This window comes from Helicobacter typhlonius, from assembly GCF_001460635.1.
Lineage (GTDB): Bacteria > Campylobacterota > Campylobacteria > Campylobacterales > Helicobacteraceae > Helicobacter_C > Helicobacter_C typhlonius.
The window spans coordinates 567,390-589,510 of the sequence record NZ_LN907858.1; the positions used below are offsets into that span (position 1 = coordinate 567,390).

Below are 22,121 nucleotides of genomic sequence, written 5' to 3' on the forward strand. Positions count from 1 at the left end.
TAAGCACTTGCTTCAAGAAGAATCTAAAAAGGATAAAAATGGCTTTTCACATTGTTTTAATCCAACCCCAAATCCCGCAAAATACAGGCAATATCGGGCGATTGTGTGTGGCGACAGATTCTATTTTGCATTTAATCCACCCGCTTGGATTTAGCACATCACAAAAGGAACTCAAACGCGCAGGGCTTGATTATTGGCAACATTTGCAGGTATATGAATGGGAGAATCTTGAGATGTTTTGGGCGCACTATGAGGTGGATAAACATCATTTTTTCTTTACGACAAAGGCGCAAAGCACTCACTATGAGGCAGATATGAGTGAGGGCGGATTTTTGTATTTTGGCAGAGAAGATGCAGGCATTAGTTCTGACATTTTACACACATATAAAGGGCAGACATACAAGCTACCGATGGTTGCAGGGGTGCGCAGTATCAATCTCGCCACAAGTGTAGGAGCAGCTTTGTATGAGGGAGTGCGGCAATCACAATGTTATATGGGGTTTTAGGGTGATTAAGGAAAATGATATTGCGCTAAAGCTATAATGCAACCTTAGATTAGTTTTCTATAAAGGAATTATTATGCTTCCAATTTATCATCTGTTGCCCCCTCGTTTGCGAGAAAAGATAGTAAAGGAAATTCTAGTTTCATTAGGGATTGGTTCTGGTAGTGGAGTAGAGACAAGTGGTGAAAGGGCTGTGCTAGAATTATTAAATAAAAAGTCTCAATCACTTTGTATCTTTGATGTAGGCGCAAATGTAGGTAAATATTTGCAACTTTGCACTTCAGTTTTCACCCCCCCCCCCCCGCAGCTAAATAAAACACAATATGCCATAGATATACATTGTTTTGAACCCTCCACTTTTACTTTTGCAAAGCTGAATGAGACTGCCAAACTCTGCAATGCTCCTCATATACATATTACACTTAATAACTGCGCGCTTAGCAATACACAAGGAAATGCTACCTTATATTATGATACACAAGGTTCAGGTTTAGCCTCTCTAAGCAAGAGGCGTTTAGAACATTTTCAAATTGATTTTAAAGAAAGCGAAGAAATACAGACAATGAGGCTTAGTTCATATTGCAAGGAGCGAGAAATTACACATATTCATCTACTAAAGCTTGATGTGGAGGGGTATGAGCTTAATGTGTTAGAAAGTGCCAAGACATTATTTGAAGCAAAAGCCATTGATATGGTGTGTTTTGAATTTGGTGGTTGCAATATTGATACGCGTAGCTTTTTTCAAGATTTTTGGTATTTTTTCAAAGCATATAATTTTTCACTTTATAGAATCTTGCCTAATAGCACTTTTTTACATATTAAGTCTTATAAAGAAATCTACGAACAATTTACTACGACAAATTATCTTGCTTGTGCGTCTGAAGTGGCTATGGATATTGGGCAATAAGGTTTGTTGTAGGGCAAAATGAATGAGATTTAAAATATCAATTTTTAGAATCTCATTCATAATGAGCTAATAAGCCTCGCAGTTTCCGCAAAAGATTCTAATTACATAGGCTTTTTTGGGCAGATTTTAATCATATTTACAGATTCTATTTTATCAATCTTGCAGTCTCCCTAGCTCCGCAAATATTCTTGCAAGGCATAGGCTTCGTTTATATTACTATTTTGTATCTCTTTGATTGCTTCAATCGCTACACGCGCTGCTGATAGTGTAGTAAAATAGGGGATAGAGTTTTTAATAATCTGTGTGCGGATAAGATGCGTATCACCCTTATTTGAGTGGTGGTCGCTCGTATTGATAGCAAGGGCAATTTGACCATTCGCCATTTTATCAATGATGTTTGGGCGACCCTCACTTACTTTTAGAATCTGTGAAGATTCTATATTGTTCTCGCGTAACGCGCGATAAGTTCCCTCTGTGGCGCAAATACTGAATCCTAGCTCAACAAATTTACGCGCCAAAGCCACACCCTCTTTTTTATCAAAATTTGCGAGAGAGAGGAAAATCTCGCCTTGACTAGGTATAGCATTTTTACTCGCTAATTGACTTTTAGCAAAGCTCAAGCCAAAGCTTTTGCCAATCCCCATAACTTCGCCTGTGCTTTTCATCTCCGGTCCTAGTGAGAGTTCCGCGCCTGTGAGTTTATTAAATGGAAACACAGATTCTTTGAGACAAACATAATGGAGTGGCTTAGGCTTCAGCACATTCGCACTAAAGTCAATCCTATCATATTTATCATAGAAATGTAGTGCTTCGCAGAGTATGCTTGAATCTACTCCTTTTTGTGCGTGTGGATTTTCTGTCTTTATAGAATCTATATTTTTGAGATTGTGATGCCACATCACGCGGGTAGCAACTTTTGCCAAAGGAATGCCTGTGGCTTTACTTACAAATGGCGCGGTGCGTGAAGCGCGAGGATTAACCTCAATGAGATAAAGCTCTTTATTATAAATGGCATACTGCACATTCATAAGCCCCACAACTTCAAGCTTCAAGGCGATTTGTGCGGTCGTCCTCTCAATTTCTTTAAGCATAGATTCACTGATATTTATTGTGGGCAGTGAGCTCGCAGAATCCCCGCTGTGAATCCCCGCCTCCTCTATATGCTCCATAATCCCCCCGATATACACGCTTTTCCCGTCACTGATACAATCTACATCAAGCTCAATAGCATATTCTAAAAACTTATCTATCAGCACCGGTGAGCTATCACTCACTGCAATCACTTCGTCCATATAGGTTTTGAGCTCTTCATCATTAAAGACAATCCGCATAGCGCGCCCACCAAGCACATAACTAGGGCGCACAAGCACAGGAAACCCAATGCCATTTGCGACACTAAAAGCCTCCTCTTTTTTATAGGCTATGCCATTTTTGGGTTGATTAAGCCCTAGCTCACTCACAAAAGCCGCGAATTTCTCCCTATCCTCTGCAATGTCAATCGCCTTTACCGAGGTGCCAATAATCTTAGCGTTAATGCTTTGTAGGGAATGTGCGAGTTTAAGCGGGGTTTGTCCGCCAAAATGCACGATGATTCCATCTGGATTCTCACGCTCAATCACTGAACGCACACGTTCAAAATCAATAGGCTCAAAATACAGCACATCGCTTGTGTCATAATCTGTGCTTACCGTCTCTGGATTGCAGTTATACATAATGCTTTGCACGCCCAAATCACGCAACGCAAAGCTAGAATGCACACAGCAGTAATCAAACTCAATGCCTTGTCCTATGCGGTTTGGTCCTCCGCCAATAATCATTACCTTTTGCAATGCAGTTTTAGATTCTATGTTGTTAGAATCCGCAATTCTAGTATTTGTGGTGTTGCTTTGTGAAATCGTTTCGCCTATTGTTTCAAAATTACCGATTGTGGAATACAAATAAGGCGTAAGGCTAGGAAACTCCGCCGCACAGGTATCAACTTCATTATATCGAGGTATAATGCCTAGCTCTTTTCGTGCCTGATAGACTTGAAATTCACTCACATCAAGTTTATCGTTGCGCTTGAGTAAAAAGGCAATCATTTTATCGCTAAAGCCATAGCTTTTGATGCGCCGCATTAGTGCGCTGTCGTTTAGAATCTGCGTGGTAATGTGTGATTCTGCTTCTATAATCTCGCTTATTTGGTGCAAAAACCATTTATCAATCTTACATAGCTCGTGTATTTCATCAATGCTAAGCCCCTGTCTCAAGCCCTCTGCAACATAGAGGAGGCGATTTGCATTCGGGCGTCTTATCTCTTTTTTTATTATCTCTATATCATCACAGATTGGATTAAATCCATAAACACCTGTTTCAAGGCTACACAACGCCTTTTGCAAAGATTCTTTAAAAGTGCCGCCAATCGCCATTACTTCGCCGATAGACTTCATACCTGTGGTGAGTGTAGAATCTGCTTTGGGGAATTTCTCAAAGGTAAAGCGTGGAATCTTTGTAACAATATAGTCAATGCTTGGCTCAAAACTCGCCGGTGTGCCTGTAATGTCATTTTTAATCTCATCAAGTGAGAATCCAACCGCAAGCATTGTCGCAACTTTGGCAATAGGATAACCTGTGGCTTTAGAAGCAAGAGCGGAGGAGCGCGAAACGCGGGGATTCATTTCAATAACGGTCATTCTGCCATTTTGGGGATTTATGGCAAATTGCACATTGCTCCCGCCTGTATCTACGCCAATTTCACGTAGGATTTTAAAACTCGCATCACGCATTCGCTGATACTCTTTATCTGTAAGCGTGAGGGCTGGAGCAATCGTAATAGAATCTCCGGTATGCACGCCCATAGGGTCAAGATTCTCAATGCTACACACGATAATGCAGTTATCATTTTTGTCGCGTATAACTTCCATTTCATATTCTTTCCAACCAAGCAAGGATTCCTCAATGAGAATCTCGCTAATAGGGCTTGTCTCTAAGCCATTTTTAGCCACTGCCTTAAACTCATCAATATTATATGCCACGCCGCTGCCACCACCTGCAAGTGTGTAACTCGCGCGAATAATAAGCGGGAATCCTATCTCTTTTGCTGCCTCTAAGGCTTCTTCCTCTGTGTAGGCATAGCGGGATTTTGGCAAGTCCATACCAATTTTAAGCATTGCTTCTTTAAAAGCCTGTCTATCCTCGCCCTTTTTAATCGCGCTAGGATTTGCACCCAAAAATGTTATGCCCTCTAACATTCCCTTTTCATACATACTCATTGCTACATTAAGCGCGGTTTGTCCGCCCATAGTGGGTAAAATGGCGTCAATTTTTTCTTTGGCAATAATATTTGCGATAATCTCCTCTGTGATAGGCTCAATGTAGGTTTTATCGGCAAAGTCCGGGTCTGTCATAATCGTGGCGGGATTAGAATTTATGAGTATGACACGATAGCCTAGAGATTTGAGCGTTTTCACCGCCTGTGTGCCTGAATAGTCAAATTCACAAGCTTGTCCTATGACAATAGGACCTGAACCAATAAGTAAAATTGTATGAATGTCGGTGCGTTTGGGCATAAAAATCCTTTATTTGCGCTTAAATGCGTGTAATTATATCTAAAAAGTGCTGAATCTATAATCGTATGCAAAAGGCGAGTTTAGAAAAATTTATTAAGAATTTCTAGCCATTTTTGCGGAATCTTGTCTATAAGATAGATCCCAAATTCCCTATAAAGCAAAAAGAAGAGCCAATACCACAAAAGTAAGGAAAGTAGCCACGATATGCTCCACGAGATAAAAGTGGTAAATGTGAAAATGACATTATATAATGTATCAATAATACGCGCGAATCTTGATGGCTTGGGTTTTGTTTTTCTAGGTTTTTTGAAAAGTGCTTTTTTACGTTCTGCAAATAATTGTTTTATTGATTTAGGTGTTTTAGGATTGTGTGAATGTTGAGAAGTAGGCATTAGAGAAGCGCTTGAATGATTTTATAAAGTGCAAATAATGCTAAAAGACGCAAGGGTAGTGCAAGTCGCAGGGTGTAAAAGTATCTTTTAAATGTGGGATTAGTATGTGCTGGAGGTGTTAAACCAAAAAAGAGATAAGTAATCCATTGTAGTGCATAGAAAATCCCAAGAAGCACATCAACCAATACAGAGAAAGTTTCAGGTTGTATCAACATTGTATTCCTTAAAATATGATAGTTTTGTTGCCATAGACAAAGATTCTATCTTCAAGTGCGAGATTGAGTGCGCGGGATAGGACAATCTTTTCAATATCGCGTCCCGCCCTTTGCATATCCTGCCACGAAAAATTATGATTAATAGCAATCACATCTTGGGTGATAATAGGTCCCTCATCAAGATTCTCATTGACAAAATGTGCCGTAGCCCCGATAATCTTTACACCGCGTTTGTGGGCTTGTTTGTAAGGATTTGCCCCCACAAATGCAGGGAGAAAGCTATGATGAATATTAATGATTTTATTTTCAAATTGTTGTGTAAATTCACTACTTAAAATTCTCATATATTTGGCTAAGACAAGATAGGAAAATTCAAACTGCGCCAACACTTTTAGAATCTCCTCTTCGTGCTGCTGCCTTGAAATATCTTCCGCACTAATGTGAAAAAATGGTATATTAAACTTATTGCTCAAAGGCTTTAGAATCTCGTGATTACTGATAATAGCCTTGATATTAGCATTTAGCTCCCCACTCTCAAAGCGTAGCAACAAATCGCCTACGCAATGATTTTCCTTTGTGCAAAGAATGATGATATTTTTCTTACAAACAGGCTGGATTTTTAATGTGCTATTGGGGGGCAAAATCGCCGAAATTTTCGTATAAAGCAAAGATTCATCACTCTCGCCACTCACCTGTGTGCGCATAAAAAATCGCTCATTTTCTTTATCTACATACTCATCGTTTCGCTCAATATTGAGCCCTAACTCATAAAGCACGGAGGAGATGTGATAGATTAGCCCCTTTTTGTCCGGCGCGCTGATAAGAATAACACTTTGAGGTGCGCATTCACTTAAAAGTTTTGAATCTTGCTTCATAAATATGCTCTTATCTTACAAAGTCGCCTTGAGTTGTGGGGAAAAAAGGGATAGAATCTTGCTACTTGCAGATTCTAAAAACTTATCCATATAGGCTTCAAACTTGTCTTTCTTAAGCCACACGGCGTTTTCAACCCCTGCTTGTGCCTTGAGTGTAGCGACTGCCTCTTGCATAGAAGCGACTTTATCAATGAGACCAAGTTGAGCTGCAATGTGCGCTGAAAATACCTTACCTTCTGCAAATTCTCTATAATCCATCACTTTAAGTTTTGAGCCACGAGCCTGAATCACATCTTGCCTAAAAAGTTCATATTGTTCTAAAATGAGATTTTCTATAAATAGCTTCTCCTCTTCACTCCATTGACGCGTTGAAGTGCCTACTTCTTTGTATTCTCCCGCTTTAACGCTTTGTTCTTTAATGCCTATTTTTGCCATTAGCTCTTCGATATTTACACCGCTAAAAATCACACCAATAGAGCCAACGAGCGCACCACGATTAGCATAAATTTCTTTAGCATACATCCCAGCATAGTAGCTTCCACTTGCCATTGAACCGCGCACATAGGCAATAACAGGTATTTTTTGATTAAGATTTTTTACCATATCGGCGATTTCGATACTCGCACCCACCGAGCCACCGGGCGAATCAATAACAAGCAATACACCCTTAATATTTTTGTTTTTGATGATTTTTTCAATCTGTGCAGCAAAGCTATCACTCTCATAAATTGGCGTAGTGAGATAAAGTTTAGCGAGATTAGGGGGAGTAGAATCCTCCTCATCATAATCTGGCACGAAAATTAAAAGTACGATGAGTAAAAGCACAAAAACCTTGAAATATTTGCTGATAAAATCAAGCGGGGCTGTAAAAATACGACCGATATTACGCAAATCGTCCATTTTGTAAGCCTAGAGTGTAGCGATACATTCAATCTCTACAAGCGCGTTTTTGGGTAGAGTTTTTACGGCAATCGTGCTTCTAGCTGGTTTATGTGAGCCAAAATATCGCGCATAGACTTCATTGAGCGCGTTAAAATCATTCATATCAGCCAAGAATACGCTTGTTTTGAGCACTTTTTGTAGGCTACTTCCGGCAGATTCTAAAATTGCCTCGAGATTTTCAAGTACTTGTGTGGTTTGAGCGACAATATCACCATTTATAAAATCACCTTGAGGTGTAAGCGCGATTTGTCCTGAAGTAAAAATAAGTCCATTGTAAGTGTAGGCTTGAGAATATGGACCTATGGCTTGTGGCGCATTTGGTGTGCTGATTGTATTGCTTGTTTGCATAAGAATCCTTAAAAAGCAAAAATTAAGCTATAATTCTAACACCAAAGTTTAAATCGCAGGGAGTAAAAATGCGTATAAAAAGTGTTTTAGCGGGCATAATTGCAAGTGCAGTAGCGATGTGGGCGGACAATATGATACTTGATTTTGAGACGATTGCACGGATAGAGTTAAATCTCAAACCTAACCAAACATTGATGATAGATCATAAAAGGGGTGTATTGCTTGGTATTATGGAGATTCAGTCCAATGGCTCAATCAAGCGTCTTCCTATCCCAAAAGAGCTGCTCGGCAAAAATGAAGCTGATGTTATGGGCGGAAAAAAAAGTGGTTATGAAAGCACCACAAGCCACTTTGGTGGTGCACAAACAACAATATATAGCAAAACACAAAAGGATAAAAAAGGGGATACATCAAGCAATGTCGCAAAAATCAAGGGCACAGCACAGATTCCAAGTGGTAAGCAAAAGGGTGTAGAGAATTCAAAGGCGGGGAACACAAAGAGGGCAGGGGACTTTGAATGGGATAAGAGTAAGATTATCTACGAGCAGCAAGAAGAGACGCTTGAGATTGAGCGTTAAAATTTAAGATGTATCTTGCCACGTTTATTTCAAAATATGGGATTCTGAAATGAAAAAATATCAAAGCGTTTTTAGAATCTCTCCGCATAGTCTGCAACAAAAAGATTTGGCTAGAATTTGCGGAGATTCTAGAATCTTGCTCGCACGATTAAAAAGAGCAAAAATGTATGAAAAAGTAAAAAGTATGCTCGTAGGGTATTGTTTTTGCTTAAAAAACCGATATAGAAAAGATTCTGTATTTGGGAAAATAAACATTAAGGAAGAGCGATGAGGGTTACATTTGGCACGAAATACAACCAAATGAATTACTATCAAGGCACGATGCAAAGTAAGCTTATGGATATGAATACAAAAATTGCTTCTGGGCTAAAGATTCAGTATGGATACCAAGATAGTAGCGTGTTTAATCAAAATCTAAAGCTTGAGTATGAAAAAATCAATTTGGATCAGGGGATTGATGTGAGTAATGATGCTCACACCGCCACGCTCAACACTGATAAAGCTCTCTCCGAGCTTTCAATTACTGCAGAGCAGTTTAACACAAAGCTTCTTCAAGCGGCAAACGATATTCACTCGCCGACTTCGCGTGAGGCGATTGCAAGGGACTTAGAAAAACTCAAAGAGCATATGATAAATATTGCAAATACCGCGATTGGCGGGGAGTTTCTCTTTGCAGGAAGCAATGTAAAAATTCGCCCATTTGAGCCAGATGGCACCTATAAGGGCAATAATGACAGACTTGAGGCACTCGTGAGTAATAACAATCTCATACCTTATAATATCACCGGTGAGGAGCTGTTTTTCGGGCGAGATTCAGACTATCATAAGAGTATTACGAGCAATATCCGCAAATTTAATCAAACAAAGCTTAACAACGACATTATGGATAGAATCCGGCGAGGGGATATACCCGAGGAGATTTATATCAAGGCGACCGATACCCTGCGCGACTTGATAGGGGATAATGATAATGATACAAGCAACAATGGCAAGGAGTATTTTTATTTACGGGGGGTGCGCCCAGATGGCACGAGCTTTAAAAGCAAGTTTGAATTTGATGTAGGTTACAAGAACGAGAGAAATGCCACAAAGGTGCAGGATTTGCTCGATAGAATTGGCAAGGAGTATGGCAACACAAGCAAGAATAAAGTTGTCGATGTGAGCTTGAATTTTTGGGGAGAGATTGAGATAAAAAATCTCAAGCCCGGCAATGCAAATTTGGACTTTCATCTTATCTCAAGCGATACCGATGTAGAGAATCTTGATGATTTACCTGCGCTTGGGGCGCGTGTGAGTAGTTTTCAAAAAAGCCATTTTATGGGGCAATTTTCGCAAAGCAGTATGAAAGCAATTAAGAGCAATTACGACCACAGAGAGCTTACTTTTCCTTCAACCTTGCTCACAAAGGATAATTTTCCGGCTACACTCAACACAAAACTTAAGGATGTGTTGCACGAAGATGTGAAAACGCTTGTAATTGGTGGCACGCGTCCAAATAATGATGATGGTAGTATCAATGAAGAGCCTATTGAGGCACTAAGTGTGAATGTCGATGATGATTTAGAAGTGCAGGACTTACTTGCTATGGTAAAGAATCATTTTGGTGGTAAATTAGAGGGCGAAATTATACGCGGTGAGCTAGTTTTTAAAGATATGAATGTAACGCACAAAGATAGGGATTTAATGAATCCACCATTTAATGGACCGAGCGGATTCTCACTCTCACTTACTACTTTAAATGACTTGGGAATGGAGACTAAGGGCTTAAGGAGTGATTATCGCACAGAATATGATAGAGTGAGTTTTGAAAATCAAGGCTCTAAGCTCATTTCTAATGTATCGCAGATTCTAGCAAGTGGTATGGGCTATGCAACCGATGAGACAAAACTCGCAGAAGTTGCGGGAGGCAGCCTTAAAGGACAGACTTATTATCTTGATTTAGAGGACCACAATGGAATCCCACTTCAAGCGCGTATTGAGTTTCACGACAAAGGGAGCTATCTTGTGTTGCCAAATGCGGACTTTGATATTACAAATCCTGAGTCTCAAGCTGAATTTTTTATACCATTTTATAATCCGCACGATGAACCACCGGCGGTAACTATCAGCAAACCCGATGATGTAACTTATCGCCAGTTGCTTGATATGATAAGCATAGCATTAAATTATAGTAATAAACCAATGAGTGATTATCAAAATGTGCAGGTGCAAAACGATACACCCACACAGGCAGGAAAGAATGCTTACGAGGTGCTTCTCAACCATACAAATGGGCGTGTGAGCGTGTATCTTAGCAAGGACGGACGCATAGAGATTAGCGATGAAATGCGTTCGGTTTCGCGTATGAAATTTATGATTTATGATAAAAGCAGTAATGATTTTAGTGAGCAAGGCATACGCGATTATCGTGCCTCGCTTACTTTTAATGCAAATAATGCACTTATTATTGACCAGCCAGATGTTGATTTTTTCAATTCTGTAGATGAAATCATTCAGGCGGTGCGCTCTGGTGTGTATCGCCCAGATGCGTATGGTGAAGAATATACCGACCAAATGCGTAATAAAGGGATTCAAAATGGCATTGAGCTTTTTGGACATTTAAGCGACCATATTGAAAAAATGATTGCGCTTAATGGCTCACATGGACGCAGTTTTGAAAATGTAATAAGGAGGAATGAGATTTTGCGTGTGCAAATAGAATCTGTAAAGAGTGATGTGATTGGCACGGATATTGCCGATACTTACAATCGCTTTTCGAATCTTACCACAAATTATAATGCAGTGCTTGCTTCGACAAGTCGTATCAATCAAATGTCATTGGTGAATTATCTATGATGTGTATTCCTATACTTCGATACAATCATATCCGTGATATGCAGGATTCTTATAGTGTTTCACCTAGTGTATTTGAAAAGCAGGTTCGATATTTGCAGAGTAAATCGTATCAATTTTTGGGCTTTGATGACTTGCTTTTATATAAAAAAGACGGCGAGGTGATAAATAAAAAATGTATCTTGCTTACTTTTGATATTGCGTGGCGAGATATTTATATGAATGCTTATGAGATTCTAAAAAAATACAATCTCAAGGCGGGGCTATTTGTCGTAACAGAATGGGTAGATGAAGCTTCAAGACTCGAGCGGGATTATGTGCAGATTCCACACAATGAGTGCAAAAACGCACTTTTAGATAATGCAAGGGGCGTTATGTGTAATTGGGACGAGATTAGAGCAATGAAAGATGTTTTTAGTATGGGATCGATGACGCATACTTATCAATTTTCAAATGCTACTTCACCTATGACTTGGCACGAGGATTTTGAGCTCTCAAGGCGCTTGATTAAAGAACGGCTTGATGTGGATACAAAGCATTTGGCTTGGCCTGATGGTAGCTACAATCAAGGTTTGCTCCGCAGTGCAAAAAGCATAGGGTATGAAGTATTTTACACGATGGACGAGGGGCTAAACCACCCAACAGACAACAATGACGCACTCAAGCGTTACACAGCTAGAGATAGTCTCTTTTGGTTAAAAAAGTATTTATTTGCTACTTCAAGTACAAGAAATTTTGTAATTGGCAAGATTTTTTTATAATATATGCTATAATCGAAGCTAAATTTAAGATTGAGAGGAAGAAAAATGAGAATCTTGGTGATTGAAGATGATCCAACTTTATGTAAAAATATAACAGAGGCGTTGAATGAGCGCAGCTATCAAACTGATGTCGCGGAAAATCTAAAAGATGGTGAGTATTATATTAGTATTCGTAACTATGATTTAGTGTTAGCAGATTGGGATTTGCCCGATGGCTGTGGGCTCGATATTGTCTCGCAAGTAAAGGATAAGTCTCCACGTACACCTGTGCTTGTAATCTCTAATAAGATTGCAGCAGACAACGAGATTCGAGCTTTTAAGGATGGTGCAGACGACTTTGTAGCGAAGCCATTTAATATGCAAGTGCTTTTGACAAGAATCCAAGCGAGATTACGTTTCTGGGGTTCTAGCGTGATTGAAATCGAGGATTTAGTTATTAATCCTGATGAGGAAAAAATCACTTACAAAGGGCAGGAAATTGAAGTTAAAGGTAAGCCTTTTGAGGTGCTTACTCATCTTGCGCGTCATCGTGACCAAATTGTTTCTAAAGAGCAACTACTTGATGCAATTTGGGAAGAGCCAGAGCTTGTAACGCCAAATGTTATTGAAGTAGCAATCAATCAGATTCGTCAAAAAATGGATAAACCTCTCAATATCGGCACGATAGAAACGGTGCGCCGCAGGGGATATCGCTTCTGCTATCCTAAGAAGCCAAGTGATGTTTAGTTTCAATCACTTTTAAGTCTCAAATGGTATAATTCCTCCGCTTCCTTGCAGACTTATGCAATAGATTTATGGGACAACGCTTCAGGGTGGGAACACAGCAGAGCATCTTATATCTTTATGTGCCATAAGCCCCTGCAGGGGGGTTTCTTTCATTATTTGATTTCAGTTTTTTATTTTTATGATGTTTGGTTATTTTTTAAGAGGTTAAAATGTGGATTACTCGTCAGCTCACACCAAATTTTCGGCAGGAATACACTATTGATACGAAGATTCTAGACGCGCGTAGCACGCATATTGTGGAGATTTTTAAGAGTGTTGATTTTGATGAAGTGGCGATGATAAACCAAACTCATCTTATGTTGCAAAAATATCTTTTTATAGAATCCGAGTTATTAGCTCATCTCCCACTATGTGTATTGCCTAATCCAAAGAATATTTTGCTTTTTGATAGCTTTAATCTCGAGATTGCCTATGAGTGTTTGAAGCACGATGTAAGCGTGGATTGTGTGCAGGGCGATAAGAAAAGCCTAGATTCTTTTATGAGTTTTTTGCCACATTTTCATCAAGTGATGAATAATTCACATTTTAAACTTTTTAGCCAAGTGATAGATTTAGATGTGAAAAAGTATGATGTAATCATTGCCGATTTGATCGCTTCAAAGCATCAAATTGATGGTTTTTTTCGTATGCTAGGTGAGCGAGGGATTCTTATTGTTCGCAATCATCACCCATTGCTTGAGGAGGATTTATTCATACAGAAAGTGAGCGACTGCACGGATTTTTTCAATATCATAATGCCATTTTTCCCTAGCTTGAGCATTTTGAGTGATAAAAGCTATATTTTTGCATCCAAAGCCTTTCATCCTTTGGCAGATATGCTTCTTCAAAAGATAGACCTTCTTCCACAATTACAATATTATAATGCTCATATACACGAGAATGCTTTTACTCTTCCTAATTTTTTATTTGAAAAAATTCAGCATATTGCTAAGTTTTAGGTTGAATATATGGAGTTAAAACACGCGATTGCTCTTACAGGTTCGATAGGAAGCGGTAAGAGCACTTTGGTTAATTTTCTTGCGCTTTATGGATACAAGAGTATTTGTGCTGACACAATTTCTCATCAAATGCTTGAAAAGCATAGTGCGGAAGTTATAGAGGCTTTTGGAGAGGGGATTACTAATAAAAATGGTGTCATTGAGCGTAAAAAACTCGGGGCAATTATCTTTGCCTCTCCCAAAGAGCGCGAAAAATTAGAGTCTATTTTGCACCCATATATTTACCAAGAGATACTTGCCCAAGCCAAAGAACTTGAAAAAAAGGGCGTATGGTATTTTTTAGATATTCCTTTGTTTTTTGAAGTGGGCGGCAAGGAGGCTTATCCTGTGGCGCGATCACTTGTAGTCTATACTCCAGTAAAAGAAGCGATTGAACGCGTTGTGCAGCGCGATAATCTCACTCTTGAAGAAGCAAAAATGCGTCTAGAGGCGCAAATGTCTATTGAGGAAAAATGTCGTTTGGCTGATGATATTATCGGTAATGACGGGACTCTGCGTGCTTTGCAGCAACGCATAGAATCCTATATTAATTCTCTTCCAAAATAAAGATTCTTAAAGAGGCAGTATGCAGTTTATCAAATATAGCAGTAGTGGTAATGATTTCCTTGTCTTTCACACTGATGTGTGTGATAATGGCACGCGCGCTTCTCTTGCGAGACGCGTGTGTGAGCGGCATAATGGCATAGGTGCTGATGGTATGGTAGTGCTTATTCCTGCAAAAAATGTGGATTATGCGTATGAATGGGAATTTTATAATGCTGATGGCTCAAGAGCCAAAATGTGTGGGAATGCAAGCAGAAGTGTGGGGCATTACGCATACACAGAGGGCATTGCTCCTAGAACCCATTGTTTTTTGAGTGAGGTGGGACTGATTGGTATTGAGCTAGATAAAGATGATACAACGCTCGTGCAAAGCGATTTGGGCGTATATACGCTTATACAGGAGCATATTATAGAATCTAATCCCTATGGTGTGGATTCGTGGAGTTTGCTTGATACCGGTGTGCCTCACTTGGTGGGATTTGTGGAATGTGAAAATGCCCTACCGACAAAGCGAGATACTATCCTAAGGGATTTACGCGTGAAATATAATGCGAACATTACCCTTGTGTGTGTGGGGGCGGAGCGTATAGAATATATGACTTATGAGCGCGGAGTTGAGGATATTACCCTTGCGTGTGGCACGGGAGCCGCTGCGGCTTTTGTTTTGGCGTTAAGAAATGGCTTGTGTGAAAACAAGGCAGTGCTTATCCCACCGAGCAAAGAAACTTTGTGGTTGAGCTTGGGGGTAGATTCACATATTTTGTTTAAGGGCGAAGTGAAGCGCATTGCGCGTTGTGATTGGTTTTTGGGCGAGTAGAAAATAGAATTTTACTTAAAGAAAGTCTTAATAAAAAGGGTGATGTATAAAAAAAGATAAATTTAAAATAGTGCGGGGGGGGGGGGTATAACACCTCTTATGTAGAATCCTCTTTTATTTATTCTTTTTTATCAAAACTTCGTTTGCATATTGTTTCATTTTTTTACCTCATAAAGACTTAGATTCTAAAACTTATACACTTTATAGAAATATCTCCATCTTTGCGTTTATGCACCACTTGGTGTGTATAGTAGTGATATGTCGCAATTTGACGCCGGAGGCATTAGAGACTATGTGCATACTTTGTGGGGTGTGTTTAATACTTTTGTTTTTGTGAGTGATTATGGTTCTATAAGATCATTTTATCCTGCAAAATCCTACTTTATAAATATTTACATTCTTTGATAACGCATCTACCTTAGCAACAAATGAGATTTGCTAATGCGAGAAGTATAATCGACTACGATAGGCATTATGATAGTGAGGTATGCGCACTTTTATATCTCGGCGAATATTTGGAATGGCTAAAGAGTGAGGAGATATTATGATAATACGCAATTTTATCATAAGCGATCATAGAGGTTTTGATAGTATTGGTATTTCTCGTGATAACCAGATTAATGAAGTGCAACCAGATACGCTTTTGCTCTTTAAAGATTTTATATATTGTGGTGATGTGAGGATTGATTCTGGATTGATGATAAATTATGATATGGCGAGTATATTGTGTGCCAATCTTCCGCAAGGTTGTATAAATGTGCCTCCACACATACTTGAAAACTACCTCAAAAATCGCTCTGTGATTAGCACTATTCCTGCCCATTGGGATTTGAGTTTTTACAAAGAGAATGAGTGGATTTTAAATCATATCTATCACGTCAAGGGAAGCATCTATGACAGGGAGGATTGGCAAGGAGATAAGCGAGGAAAAAGTGGTGAAATAAGAATTGATGGCATAATGCATTAGTTTTTTATCAATTCACATTGTTTATTAAGCCCACTTTAAGCCTCGCTTTTGTAATATTTCACTCCCATTTGATTGAGCTTCTGTCTCTTCTTGTAGGTTTAGCAAATGTATGAGCTTTTTTGTTTATCATAAACATTGAGAGCATAGACTTATGTTTAAAAACTGCATCAAAGATACTAAGGGTTATTTCTTATGGTTGTTCTTTATCAATATAATCAATGTTTGCATTAGCTTTTAAGATGAGCTTAAAGCTGTTTTTGCTGGTTATATTTGGTATGATCTTTGACATCTAAGCAAGAAAATGAAGTATTTTATTTCTTAATCTTTTAATAAGAGTAAAGACAATAAAAACTTGTATTTCTTAGTTCAATTCTTAATAACTCAAATATGACTTTGAGAGATTTTAGAATCTATTTTTACTTTAATAAAGCAAAAATAGCATAATAGAATCTATAAACTCTAGTCTTTGTGATAAAGAAACACTAAGAGATGAAGGACAAACTTATCAAAGCAATCACATTTATTTAGTGATTAATGTGAAGCATTTTATGGAGAGTTTGATCCTGGCTCAGAGTGAACGCTGGCGGCGTGCCTAATACATGCAAGTCGAACGATGAAGCTTTTAGCTTGCTAGAAGTGGATTAGTGGCGCACGGGTGAGTAATGCATAGGTTATGTGCCCTTTAGTCTGGGATAGCCACTGGAAACGGTGATTAATACTGGATACTCCCTACGGGGGAAAGGGACTCTTAAATATGCTCCTAGAGTATTTTTAAAACAAGAAGTCGCGTGAGTGAAAAGGAAAATTGTAGAAGGCTTATAAAAATAAGTCAAAACAATTTGACGCATTCAAACACGATGAATTTTTTGAATTTAAAGATATTCTAGGGGTATATTTAAGAGTCTCCGCTAAAGGATCAGCCTATGTCCTATCAGCTTGTTGGTGAGGTAATGGCTCACCAAGGCTATGACGGGTATCCGGCCTGAGAGGGTGATCGGACACACTGGAACTGAGACACGGTCCAGACTCCTACGGGAGGCAGCAGTAGGGAATATTGCTCAATGGGGGAAACCCTGAAGCAGCAACGCCGCGTGGAGGATGAAGGTTTTAGGATTGTAAACTCCTTTTGTGAGAGAAGATTATGACGGTATCTCACGAATAAGCACCGGCTAACTCCGTGCCAGCAGCCGCGGTAATACGGAGGGTGCAAGCGTTACTCGGAATCACTGGGCGTAAAGAGTGCGCAGGCGGGGTGGTAAGTCAGATGTGAAATCCTGTAGCTTAACTACAGAACTGCATTTGAAACTATCACTCTAGAGTATGGGAGAGGTAGGTGGAATTCTTGGTGTAGGGGTAAAATCCGTAGAGATCAAGAGGAATACTCATTGCGAAGGCGACCTACTGGAACATTACTGACGCTCATGCACGAAAGCGTGGGGAGCAAACAGGATTAGATACCCTGGTAGTCCACGCCCTAAACGATGAATGCTAGTTGTTGCCCTGCTTGTCAGGGCAGTAATGCAGCTAACGCATTAAGCATTCCGCCTGGGGAGTACGGTCGCAAGATTAAAACTCAAAGGAATAGACGGGGACCCGCACAAGCGGTGGAGCATGTGGTTTAATTCGAAGATACGCGAAGAACCTTACCTAGGCTTGACATTGATAGAATCCTATAGAGATATGGGAGTGCCCTTCGGGGAGCTTGAAAACAGGTGCTGCACGGCTGTCGTCAGCTCGTGTCGTGAGATGTTGGGTTAAGTCCCGCAACGAGCGCAACCCTCGTCCTTAGTTGCTAGCAGCTCGGCTGAGCACTCTAAGGAGACTGCCTTCGTAAGGAGGAGGAAGGTGAGGACGACGTCAAGTCATCATGGCCCTTACGCCTAGGGCTACACACGTGCTACAATGGGGCATACAATGAGGAGCAATACCGCGAGGTGGAGCAAATCTCTAAAATGTCTCTCAGTTCGGATTGTAGTCTGCAACTCGACTACATGAAGCTGGAATCGCTAGTAATCGCAAATCAGCAATGTTGCGGTGAATACGTTCCCGGGTCTTGTACTCACCGCCCGTCACACCATGGGAGTTGTATTCGCCTTAAGTCGGGATACTAAATTGGTTACCGCCCACGGCGGATGCAGCGACTGGGGTGAAGTCGTAACAAGGTAACCGTAGGTGAACCTGCGGTTGGATCACCTCCTTTCTAGAGATATGTTAAAACATTCGCTTGTTTTAACCAACTCTGTATTTGAAGAGAGAATAAAATACTCAATGGACTTGCTTAGTTTTCAGGGATCTCCAAAATAGCAGTTTAAATAGTAAGCTTAAGGGGCTTATAGCTCAGGTGGTTAGAGCGCACCCCTGATAAGGGTGAGGTCGGAGGTTCAAGTCCTCCTAAGCCCACCAAAATTGTTCTTTTTGCGATAAAGCACTGATTCCTCATTGTTTTTTTAGTCATTACTTACTTGGTAATCCCTTTCAAAGACAATAAAATCAGCACTTTTTCATCAAAGATAACTAATTTTAAAATTATCAAACTATTAGAGAGATTAGATTCTAATTTAATAGTTCTCTTGGGGAATTAGCTCAGCTGGGAGAGCGCCTGCTTTGCACGCAGGAGGTCAGCGGTTCGATCCCGCTATTCTCCACCACTTGTAGAATCTTAAGTTGCAATGTGAGAGATTGATATAAATCCATAAAGTCTTATACAGAGATTGCATAAGTTTTTTATGAAGTTATAGAATCTAAGGATTTATCTTTCATATTTAGCTTTATGTATGCGATTGTGTGATGATGAGAGACAAAAAAGTTTAATGCAAGGCTTAAAGCTTGTAAGCTTAGAAACAAGGAATTAAGCAGAAGCAAAAAGGTTCTTAAACTTTGCATTAGACTTTAGTCTAAGTGTTATTTGAAAACTTATTGTTAAAGCCTAAAATAGTAATTAACTACAATTACGCGATATATTGTTTTATTGTTTGTCATACATTCAATAAGGCAGTATCCTTAGAAGTAAAAGCTTGTAAGGGCAAATGGTGGATGCCTTGGGTGATAGAGGCGATGAAGGACGTACTAGACTGCGATAAGCTACGGGGAGCTGTCAAGAAGCTTTGATCCGTAGATTTCCGAATGGGGCAACCCAATACCTAGAGATAGGTATTACCTTTAATGGAGCGAACCTAGCGAAGTGAAACATCTCAGTAGCTAGAGGAAAAGAAATCAAACGAGATTCTCTTAGTAGCGGCGAGCGAACGGGGAAGAGGGCAAACCCAATGCTTGCATTGGGGGTTGAGGACTGCAATATCCACTGCAATCTTTTAGCAGAATATTCTGGAAAGGATAATCATAGAGGGTGATAGTCCCGTATGCGAAAAGAGATTGCTAGGTAGCAGTATCCAGAGTAGGTCAGGACACGTGAAATCCGGGCTGAAGCAGGGGAGACCACTCTCCAACCCTAAATACTCCTATCACACCGATAGCGAACAAGTACCGTGAGGGAAAGGTGAAAAGAACCGCAGTGAGCGGAGTGAAATAGAACCTGAAACCATTTGCCTACAATCATTCAGAGCCCTATGATTTATCAGGGTGATGGACTGCCTTTTGCATAATGATCCTGCGAGTTGTGGTATCTGGCGAGGTTAAGCAAACGCGAAGCCGTAGCGAAAGCGAGTCTGAAAGGGCGTTTAGTCAGATGCTGCAGACCCGAAGCCAAGTGATCTATCCATGGCCAAGTTGAAGTAAGTGTAATAGCTTATGGAGGACTGAACTCGTGCCCATTGAAACGGGCTGGGATGAGCTGTGGATAGGGGTGAAAGGCCAAACAAACTTGGTGATAGCTGGTTCTCTTCGAAATATATTTAGGTATAGCCTCAAGTGATAGTAATAGGGGGTAGAGCTCTGATTGGGCTAGGGCTGCTCACCGCGGTACCAACCCCTGTCAAACTACGAATACCTATTACCGTATCTTGGGAGTCAGGCGGTGGGTGATAAAATCAATCGTCAAGAGGGAAACAACCCAGACTACCAACTAAGGTCCCAAAGTTCTATTCTAAGTGGAAAATGATGTGAAGTTACTTAGACAACCAGGAGGTTGGCTTAGAAGCAGCCATCCTTTAAAGAAAGCGTAACAGCTCACTGGTCTAGTGATTTTGCGCAGAAAATATAACGGGGCTAAGATAGACACCGAAGTTGTAGATTGTGCTGATGCACAGTGGTAGAAGAGCGTTCGTATCAGCGTTGAAGGCATACCGGTAAGGAGTGCTGGAGCGATGCGAAGTGAGCATGCAGGAATGAGTAGCGATAAAAGTGGTGAGAATCCACTTCGCCGAAAATCTAAGGTTTCCTACGCGATGCTCGTCATCGTAGGGTTAGTCGGGTCCTAAGACAAGTCCGAAAGGGGTAGTCGATGGCAAATGGGTTAATATTCCCATACCAACATAAGTGTGCGATGGGGGGACGCATAGGGCTAAGTAGCGTTAGCTGATGGAAGTGCTAACTTAAGAGTGTAGATTGGAGGATTGGCAAATCCGCCTCTGTATTTGAAACTCCAATAGCTTCAAGCGATCTTCGGATCAATTGGAGTGCTACTGACGCCGTCGTGCCAAGAAAAGCCTCTAAGTTTAGCTTATGTTGCCCGTACCGCAAACCGACACAGGTAGATGAGATGAGTATTCTAAGGCGCGTGAAAGAACTCTGGTTAAGGAACTCTGCAAACTAGCACCGTAAGTTCGCGATAAGGTGTGCCACAGCAATGTGGTCTCAGCAAAGAGTCCCTCCCGACTGTTTACCAAAAACACAGCACTTTGCAAACTCGTAAGAGGAAGTATAAGGTGTGACGCCTGCCCGGTGCTCGAAGGTTAAGAGGATCCGTTAGCAGCAATGCGAAGCGTTGAATTGAAGCCCGAGTAAACGGCGGCCGTAACTATAACGGTCCTAAGGTAGCGAAATTCCTTGTCGGTTAAATACCGACCTGCATGAATGGCGTAACGAGATGGGAGCTGTCTCAACCAGGGATTCAGTGAAATTGTAGTGGAGGTGAAAATTCCTCCTACCCGCGGCAAGACGGAAAGACCCCGTGGACCTTTACTACAGCTTGGCACTGCCGATGGGAGCATTATGCGCAGGATAGGTGGGAGGCTTTGAAGTCTTCACTCTGGTGGAGATAGAGCCATCGTTGAGATACCACCCTTAATGTTTCTGTCTGCTAACTAGCTTGAGTTATCCTCAAGTAGGACAATGCCTGGTGGGTAGTTTGACTGGGGCGGTCGCCTCCTAAAAAGTAACGGAGGCTTACAAAGGTTGGCTCATTGCGGTTGGAAATCGCAAGAAGAGTGTAATGGCATAAGCCAGCCTGACTGCAAGACAAACAAGTCAAGCAGAGACGAAAGTCGGTCATAGTGATCCGGTGATTCTGTGTGGAAGGGTCATCGCTCAAAGGATAAAAGGTACCCCGGGGATAACAGGCTGATCTCCCCCAAGAGCTCACATCGACGGGGAGGTTTGGCACCTCGATGTCGGCTCATCGCATCCTGGGGCTGGAGCAGGTCCCAAGGGTATGGCTGTTCGCCATTTAAAGCGGTACGCGAGCTGGGTTCAGAACGTCGTGAGACAGTTCGGTCCCTATCTGCCGTGGGCGTAGGAAAGTTGAGGAGAGCTGTCCCTAGTACGAGAGGACCGGGATGGACACGCCACTGGTGTACCAGTTGTTCTGCCAAGAGCATCGCTGGGTAGCTACGCGTGGATGTGATAACCGCTGAAAGCATCTAAGCGGGAAGCCAACTCCAAGATGAACTTTCCCTGAAGGTCGCAGCAAGACTAGCTGCTTGATAGGGTAGATGTGTAAGCATAGTAATGTGTTTAGCTGACTACTACTAATAGACCGTTTGGCTTTTTTCTAAGATACTGCCTTATTGAGTGTATGGGAGTCTTAAGTCTTAAAGAGATGAGATTCTAAACATAAGATAAAAGCGTGGTTGTAGAGATTACTAAGGCTTTACAATACTTTACATAAAGCGAGCTTTGAAGGATTCTAGCAATGTTTAGAATCTAAAAAGAGAGTATAAAACAGCAAATATTATAATTTCTCTCTTTACTTTAAAGCAAGTCGTAAAGAAAA

Annotated in this window: 17 protein-coding genes, 2 tRNA genes, 2 rRNA genes and 1 other RNA gene; 17 read left to right on the plus strand and 5 right to left on the minus strand. The window is 40.7% G+C overall.

All coding sequences use genetic code 11. The features are described from left to right. Nucleotides 1-38 precede the first annotated feature (38 nt). Together BN2458_RS02820 and BN2458_RS02825 are read left to right on the plus strand one after the other, a co-directional pair. Complete coding sequence (locus tag BN2458_RS02820) at nt 39-506, plus strand: tRNA (cytidine(34)-2'-O)-methyltransferase (protein WP_034326008.1); 468 nt, start codon at nt 39-41, stop codon at nt 504-506. A gap of 73 nt (nt 507-579) precedes the next feature. Further along, entirely contained in the window at nt 580-1,410 is an 831-nt protein-coding gene (locus BN2458_RS02825; protein WP_082628713.1) for an FkbM family methyltransferase, read from the plus strand. A 170-nt stretch (nt 1,411-1,580) separates the two neighbouring features. Here the strand turns inward: BN2458_RS02825 and carB are convergent, their stop codons facing one another. From carB to BN2458_RS02855, 5 genes are all read right to left on the minus strand, one after another. After that, nucleotides 1,581-4,958, minus strand: coding sequence for a carbamoyl-phosphate synthase large subunit (gene carB, locus BN2458_RS02830; protein ID WP_034326009.1), 3,378 nt, complete (start codon nt 4,956-4,958; stop codon nt 1,581-1,583). A gap of 391 nt (nt 4,959-5,349) precedes the next feature. Then, the gene (locus BN2458_RS02840; RefSeq protein ID WP_011116529.1) at nt 5,350-5,565 is read right to left on the minus strand and encodes a hypothetical protein; all 216 of its coding nucleotides are present in this window, start codon (nt 5,563-5,565) and stop codon (nt 5,350-5,352) included. 8 nt (nt 5,566-5,573) lie between these two features. Continuing rightward, nucleotides 5,574-6,440 carry a formyltetrahydrofolate deformylase gene (gene purU / locus BN2458_RS02845; RefSeq protein WP_052082163.1) on the minus strand — a complete coding sequence of 289 codons (867 nt, stop codon included), beginning with the start codon at nt 6,438-6,440 and terminating at the stop codon, nt 5,574-5,576. Between the two features lie 15 nt (nt 6,441-6,455). Continuing rightward, nucleotides 6,456-7,340 carry a signal peptide peptidase SppA gene (gene sppA, locus BN2458_RS02850; protein WP_034326011.1) on the minus strand — a complete coding sequence of 295 codons (885 nt, stop codon included), beginning with the start codon at nt 7,338-7,340 and terminating at the stop codon, nt 6,456-6,458. 9 nt (nt 7,341-7,349) lie between these two features. Beyond that, on the minus strand, nt 7,350-7,730 hold the full coding sequence (locus tag BN2458_RS02855) for a RidA family protein (RefSeq protein ID WP_034326012.1): 381 nt from the start codon (nt 7,728-7,730) through the stop codon (nt 7,350-7,352). 68 nt (nt 7,731-7,798) lie between these two features. Between BN2458_RS02855 and BN2458_RS02860 the strand changes: the two genes are divergently transcribed. The 15 genes from BN2458_RS02860 to BN2458_RS02920 all read left to right on the plus strand — a co-directional run bounded on the left by BN2458_RS02860 (nt 7,799) and on the right by BN2458_RS02920 (nt 21,901). Further along, the gene (locus tag BN2458_RS02860) at nt 7,799-8,308 is read left to right on the plus strand and encodes a hypothetical protein (protein ID WP_034326014.1); all 510 of its coding nucleotides are present in this window, start codon (nt 7,799-7,801) and stop codon (nt 8,306-8,308) included. Between the two features lie 49 nt (nt 8,309-8,357). Beyond that, on the plus strand, nt 8,358-8,579 hold the full coding sequence (locus BN2458_RS02865; RefSeq protein ID WP_034326015.1) for a hypothetical protein: 222 nt from the start codon (nt 8,358-8,360) through the stop codon (nt 8,577-8,579). Further along, entirely contained in the window at nt 8,576-11,143 is a 2,568-nt protein-coding gene (flgL, locus tag BN2458_RS02870; RefSeq protein ID WP_034326016.1) for a flagellar hook-associated protein FlgL, read from the plus strand. The genes BN2458_RS02865 and flgL overlap by 4 nt, the downstream gene beginning before the upstream one ends. Next, a complete protein-coding gene (locus BN2458_RS02875) occupies nt 11,140-11,901 on the plus strand; it encodes a polysaccharide deacetylase family protein (protein WP_034326017.1) in 762 nt (253 codons plus the stop codon). The genes flgL and BN2458_RS02875 overlap by 4 nt, the downstream gene beginning before the upstream one ends. Nucleotides 11,902-11,946: 45 nt before the next feature. Beyond that, the gene (gene hsrA, locus BN2458_RS02880; protein WP_034326018.1) at nt 11,947-12,627 is read left to right on the plus strand and encodes a homeostatic response regulator transcription factor HsrA; all 681 of its coding nucleotides are present in this window, start codon (nt 11,947-11,949) and stop codon (nt 12,625-12,627) included. A gap of 44 nt (nt 12,628-12,671) precedes the next feature. Then, an RNA gene (ffs, locus tag BN2458_RS10765) (signal recognition particle sRNA small type) lies at nt 12,672-12,769 on the plus strand. A gap of 67 nt (nt 12,770-12,836) precedes the next feature. After that, nucleotides 12,837-13,625 carry a spermidine synthase gene (locus BN2458_RS02885; RefSeq protein WP_034343321.1) on the plus strand — a complete coding sequence of 263 codons (789 nt, stop codon included), beginning with the start codon at nt 12,837-12,839 and terminating at the stop codon, nt 13,623-13,625. Nucleotides 13,626-13,634: 9 nt separating this feature from the next. Next, nucleotides 13,635-14,231 carry a dephospho-CoA kinase gene (gene coaE / locus BN2458_RS02890; RefSeq protein ID WP_034326020.1) on the plus strand — a complete coding sequence of 199 codons (597 nt, stop codon included), beginning with the start codon at nt 13,635-13,637 and terminating at the stop codon, nt 14,229-14,231. A gap of 19 nt (nt 14,232-14,250) precedes the next feature. Continuing rightward, entirely contained in the window at nt 14,251-15,045 is a 795-nt protein-coding gene (gene dapF / locus BN2458_RS02895; protein WP_034343324.1) for a diaminopimelate epimerase, read from the plus strand. A 258-nt stretch (nt 15,046-15,303) separates the two neighbouring features. Beyond that, on the plus strand, nt 15,304-15,450 hold the full coding sequence (locus BN2458_RS09860; protein WP_156407276.1) for a hypothetical protein: 147 nt from the start codon (nt 15,304-15,306) through the stop codon (nt 15,448-15,450). A 139-nt stretch (nt 15,451-15,589) separates the two neighbouring features. Next, nucleotides 15,590-16,012 (plus strand): hypothetical protein, encoded by a 423-nt coding sequence (locus tag BN2458_RS02900; protein WP_052082034.1) that lies wholly within the window; start codon nt 15,590-15,592, stop codon nt 16,010-16,012. 545 nt (nt 16,013-16,557) lie between these two features. Further along, nucleotides 16,558-18,212 (plus strand): 16S ribosomal RNA (locus tag BN2458_RS02905). A gap of 126 nt (nt 18,213-18,338) precedes the next feature. Continuing rightward, nucleotides 18,339-18,415 (plus strand) — tRNA-Ile (locus BN2458_RS02910). Between the two features lie 169 nt (nt 18,416-18,584). Then, a tRNA-Ala gene (locus tag BN2458_RS02915) sits at nt 18,585-18,660 on the plus strand. 358 nt (nt 18,661-19,018) lie between these two features. Beyond that, nucleotides 19,019-21,901 (plus strand): 23S ribosomal RNA (locus BN2458_RS02920). Together the 16S and 23S rRNA genes with 2 tRNA genes alongside form the textbook arrangement of a ribosomal RNA operon. Nucleotides 21,902-22,121: the final 220 nt, after the last annotated feature.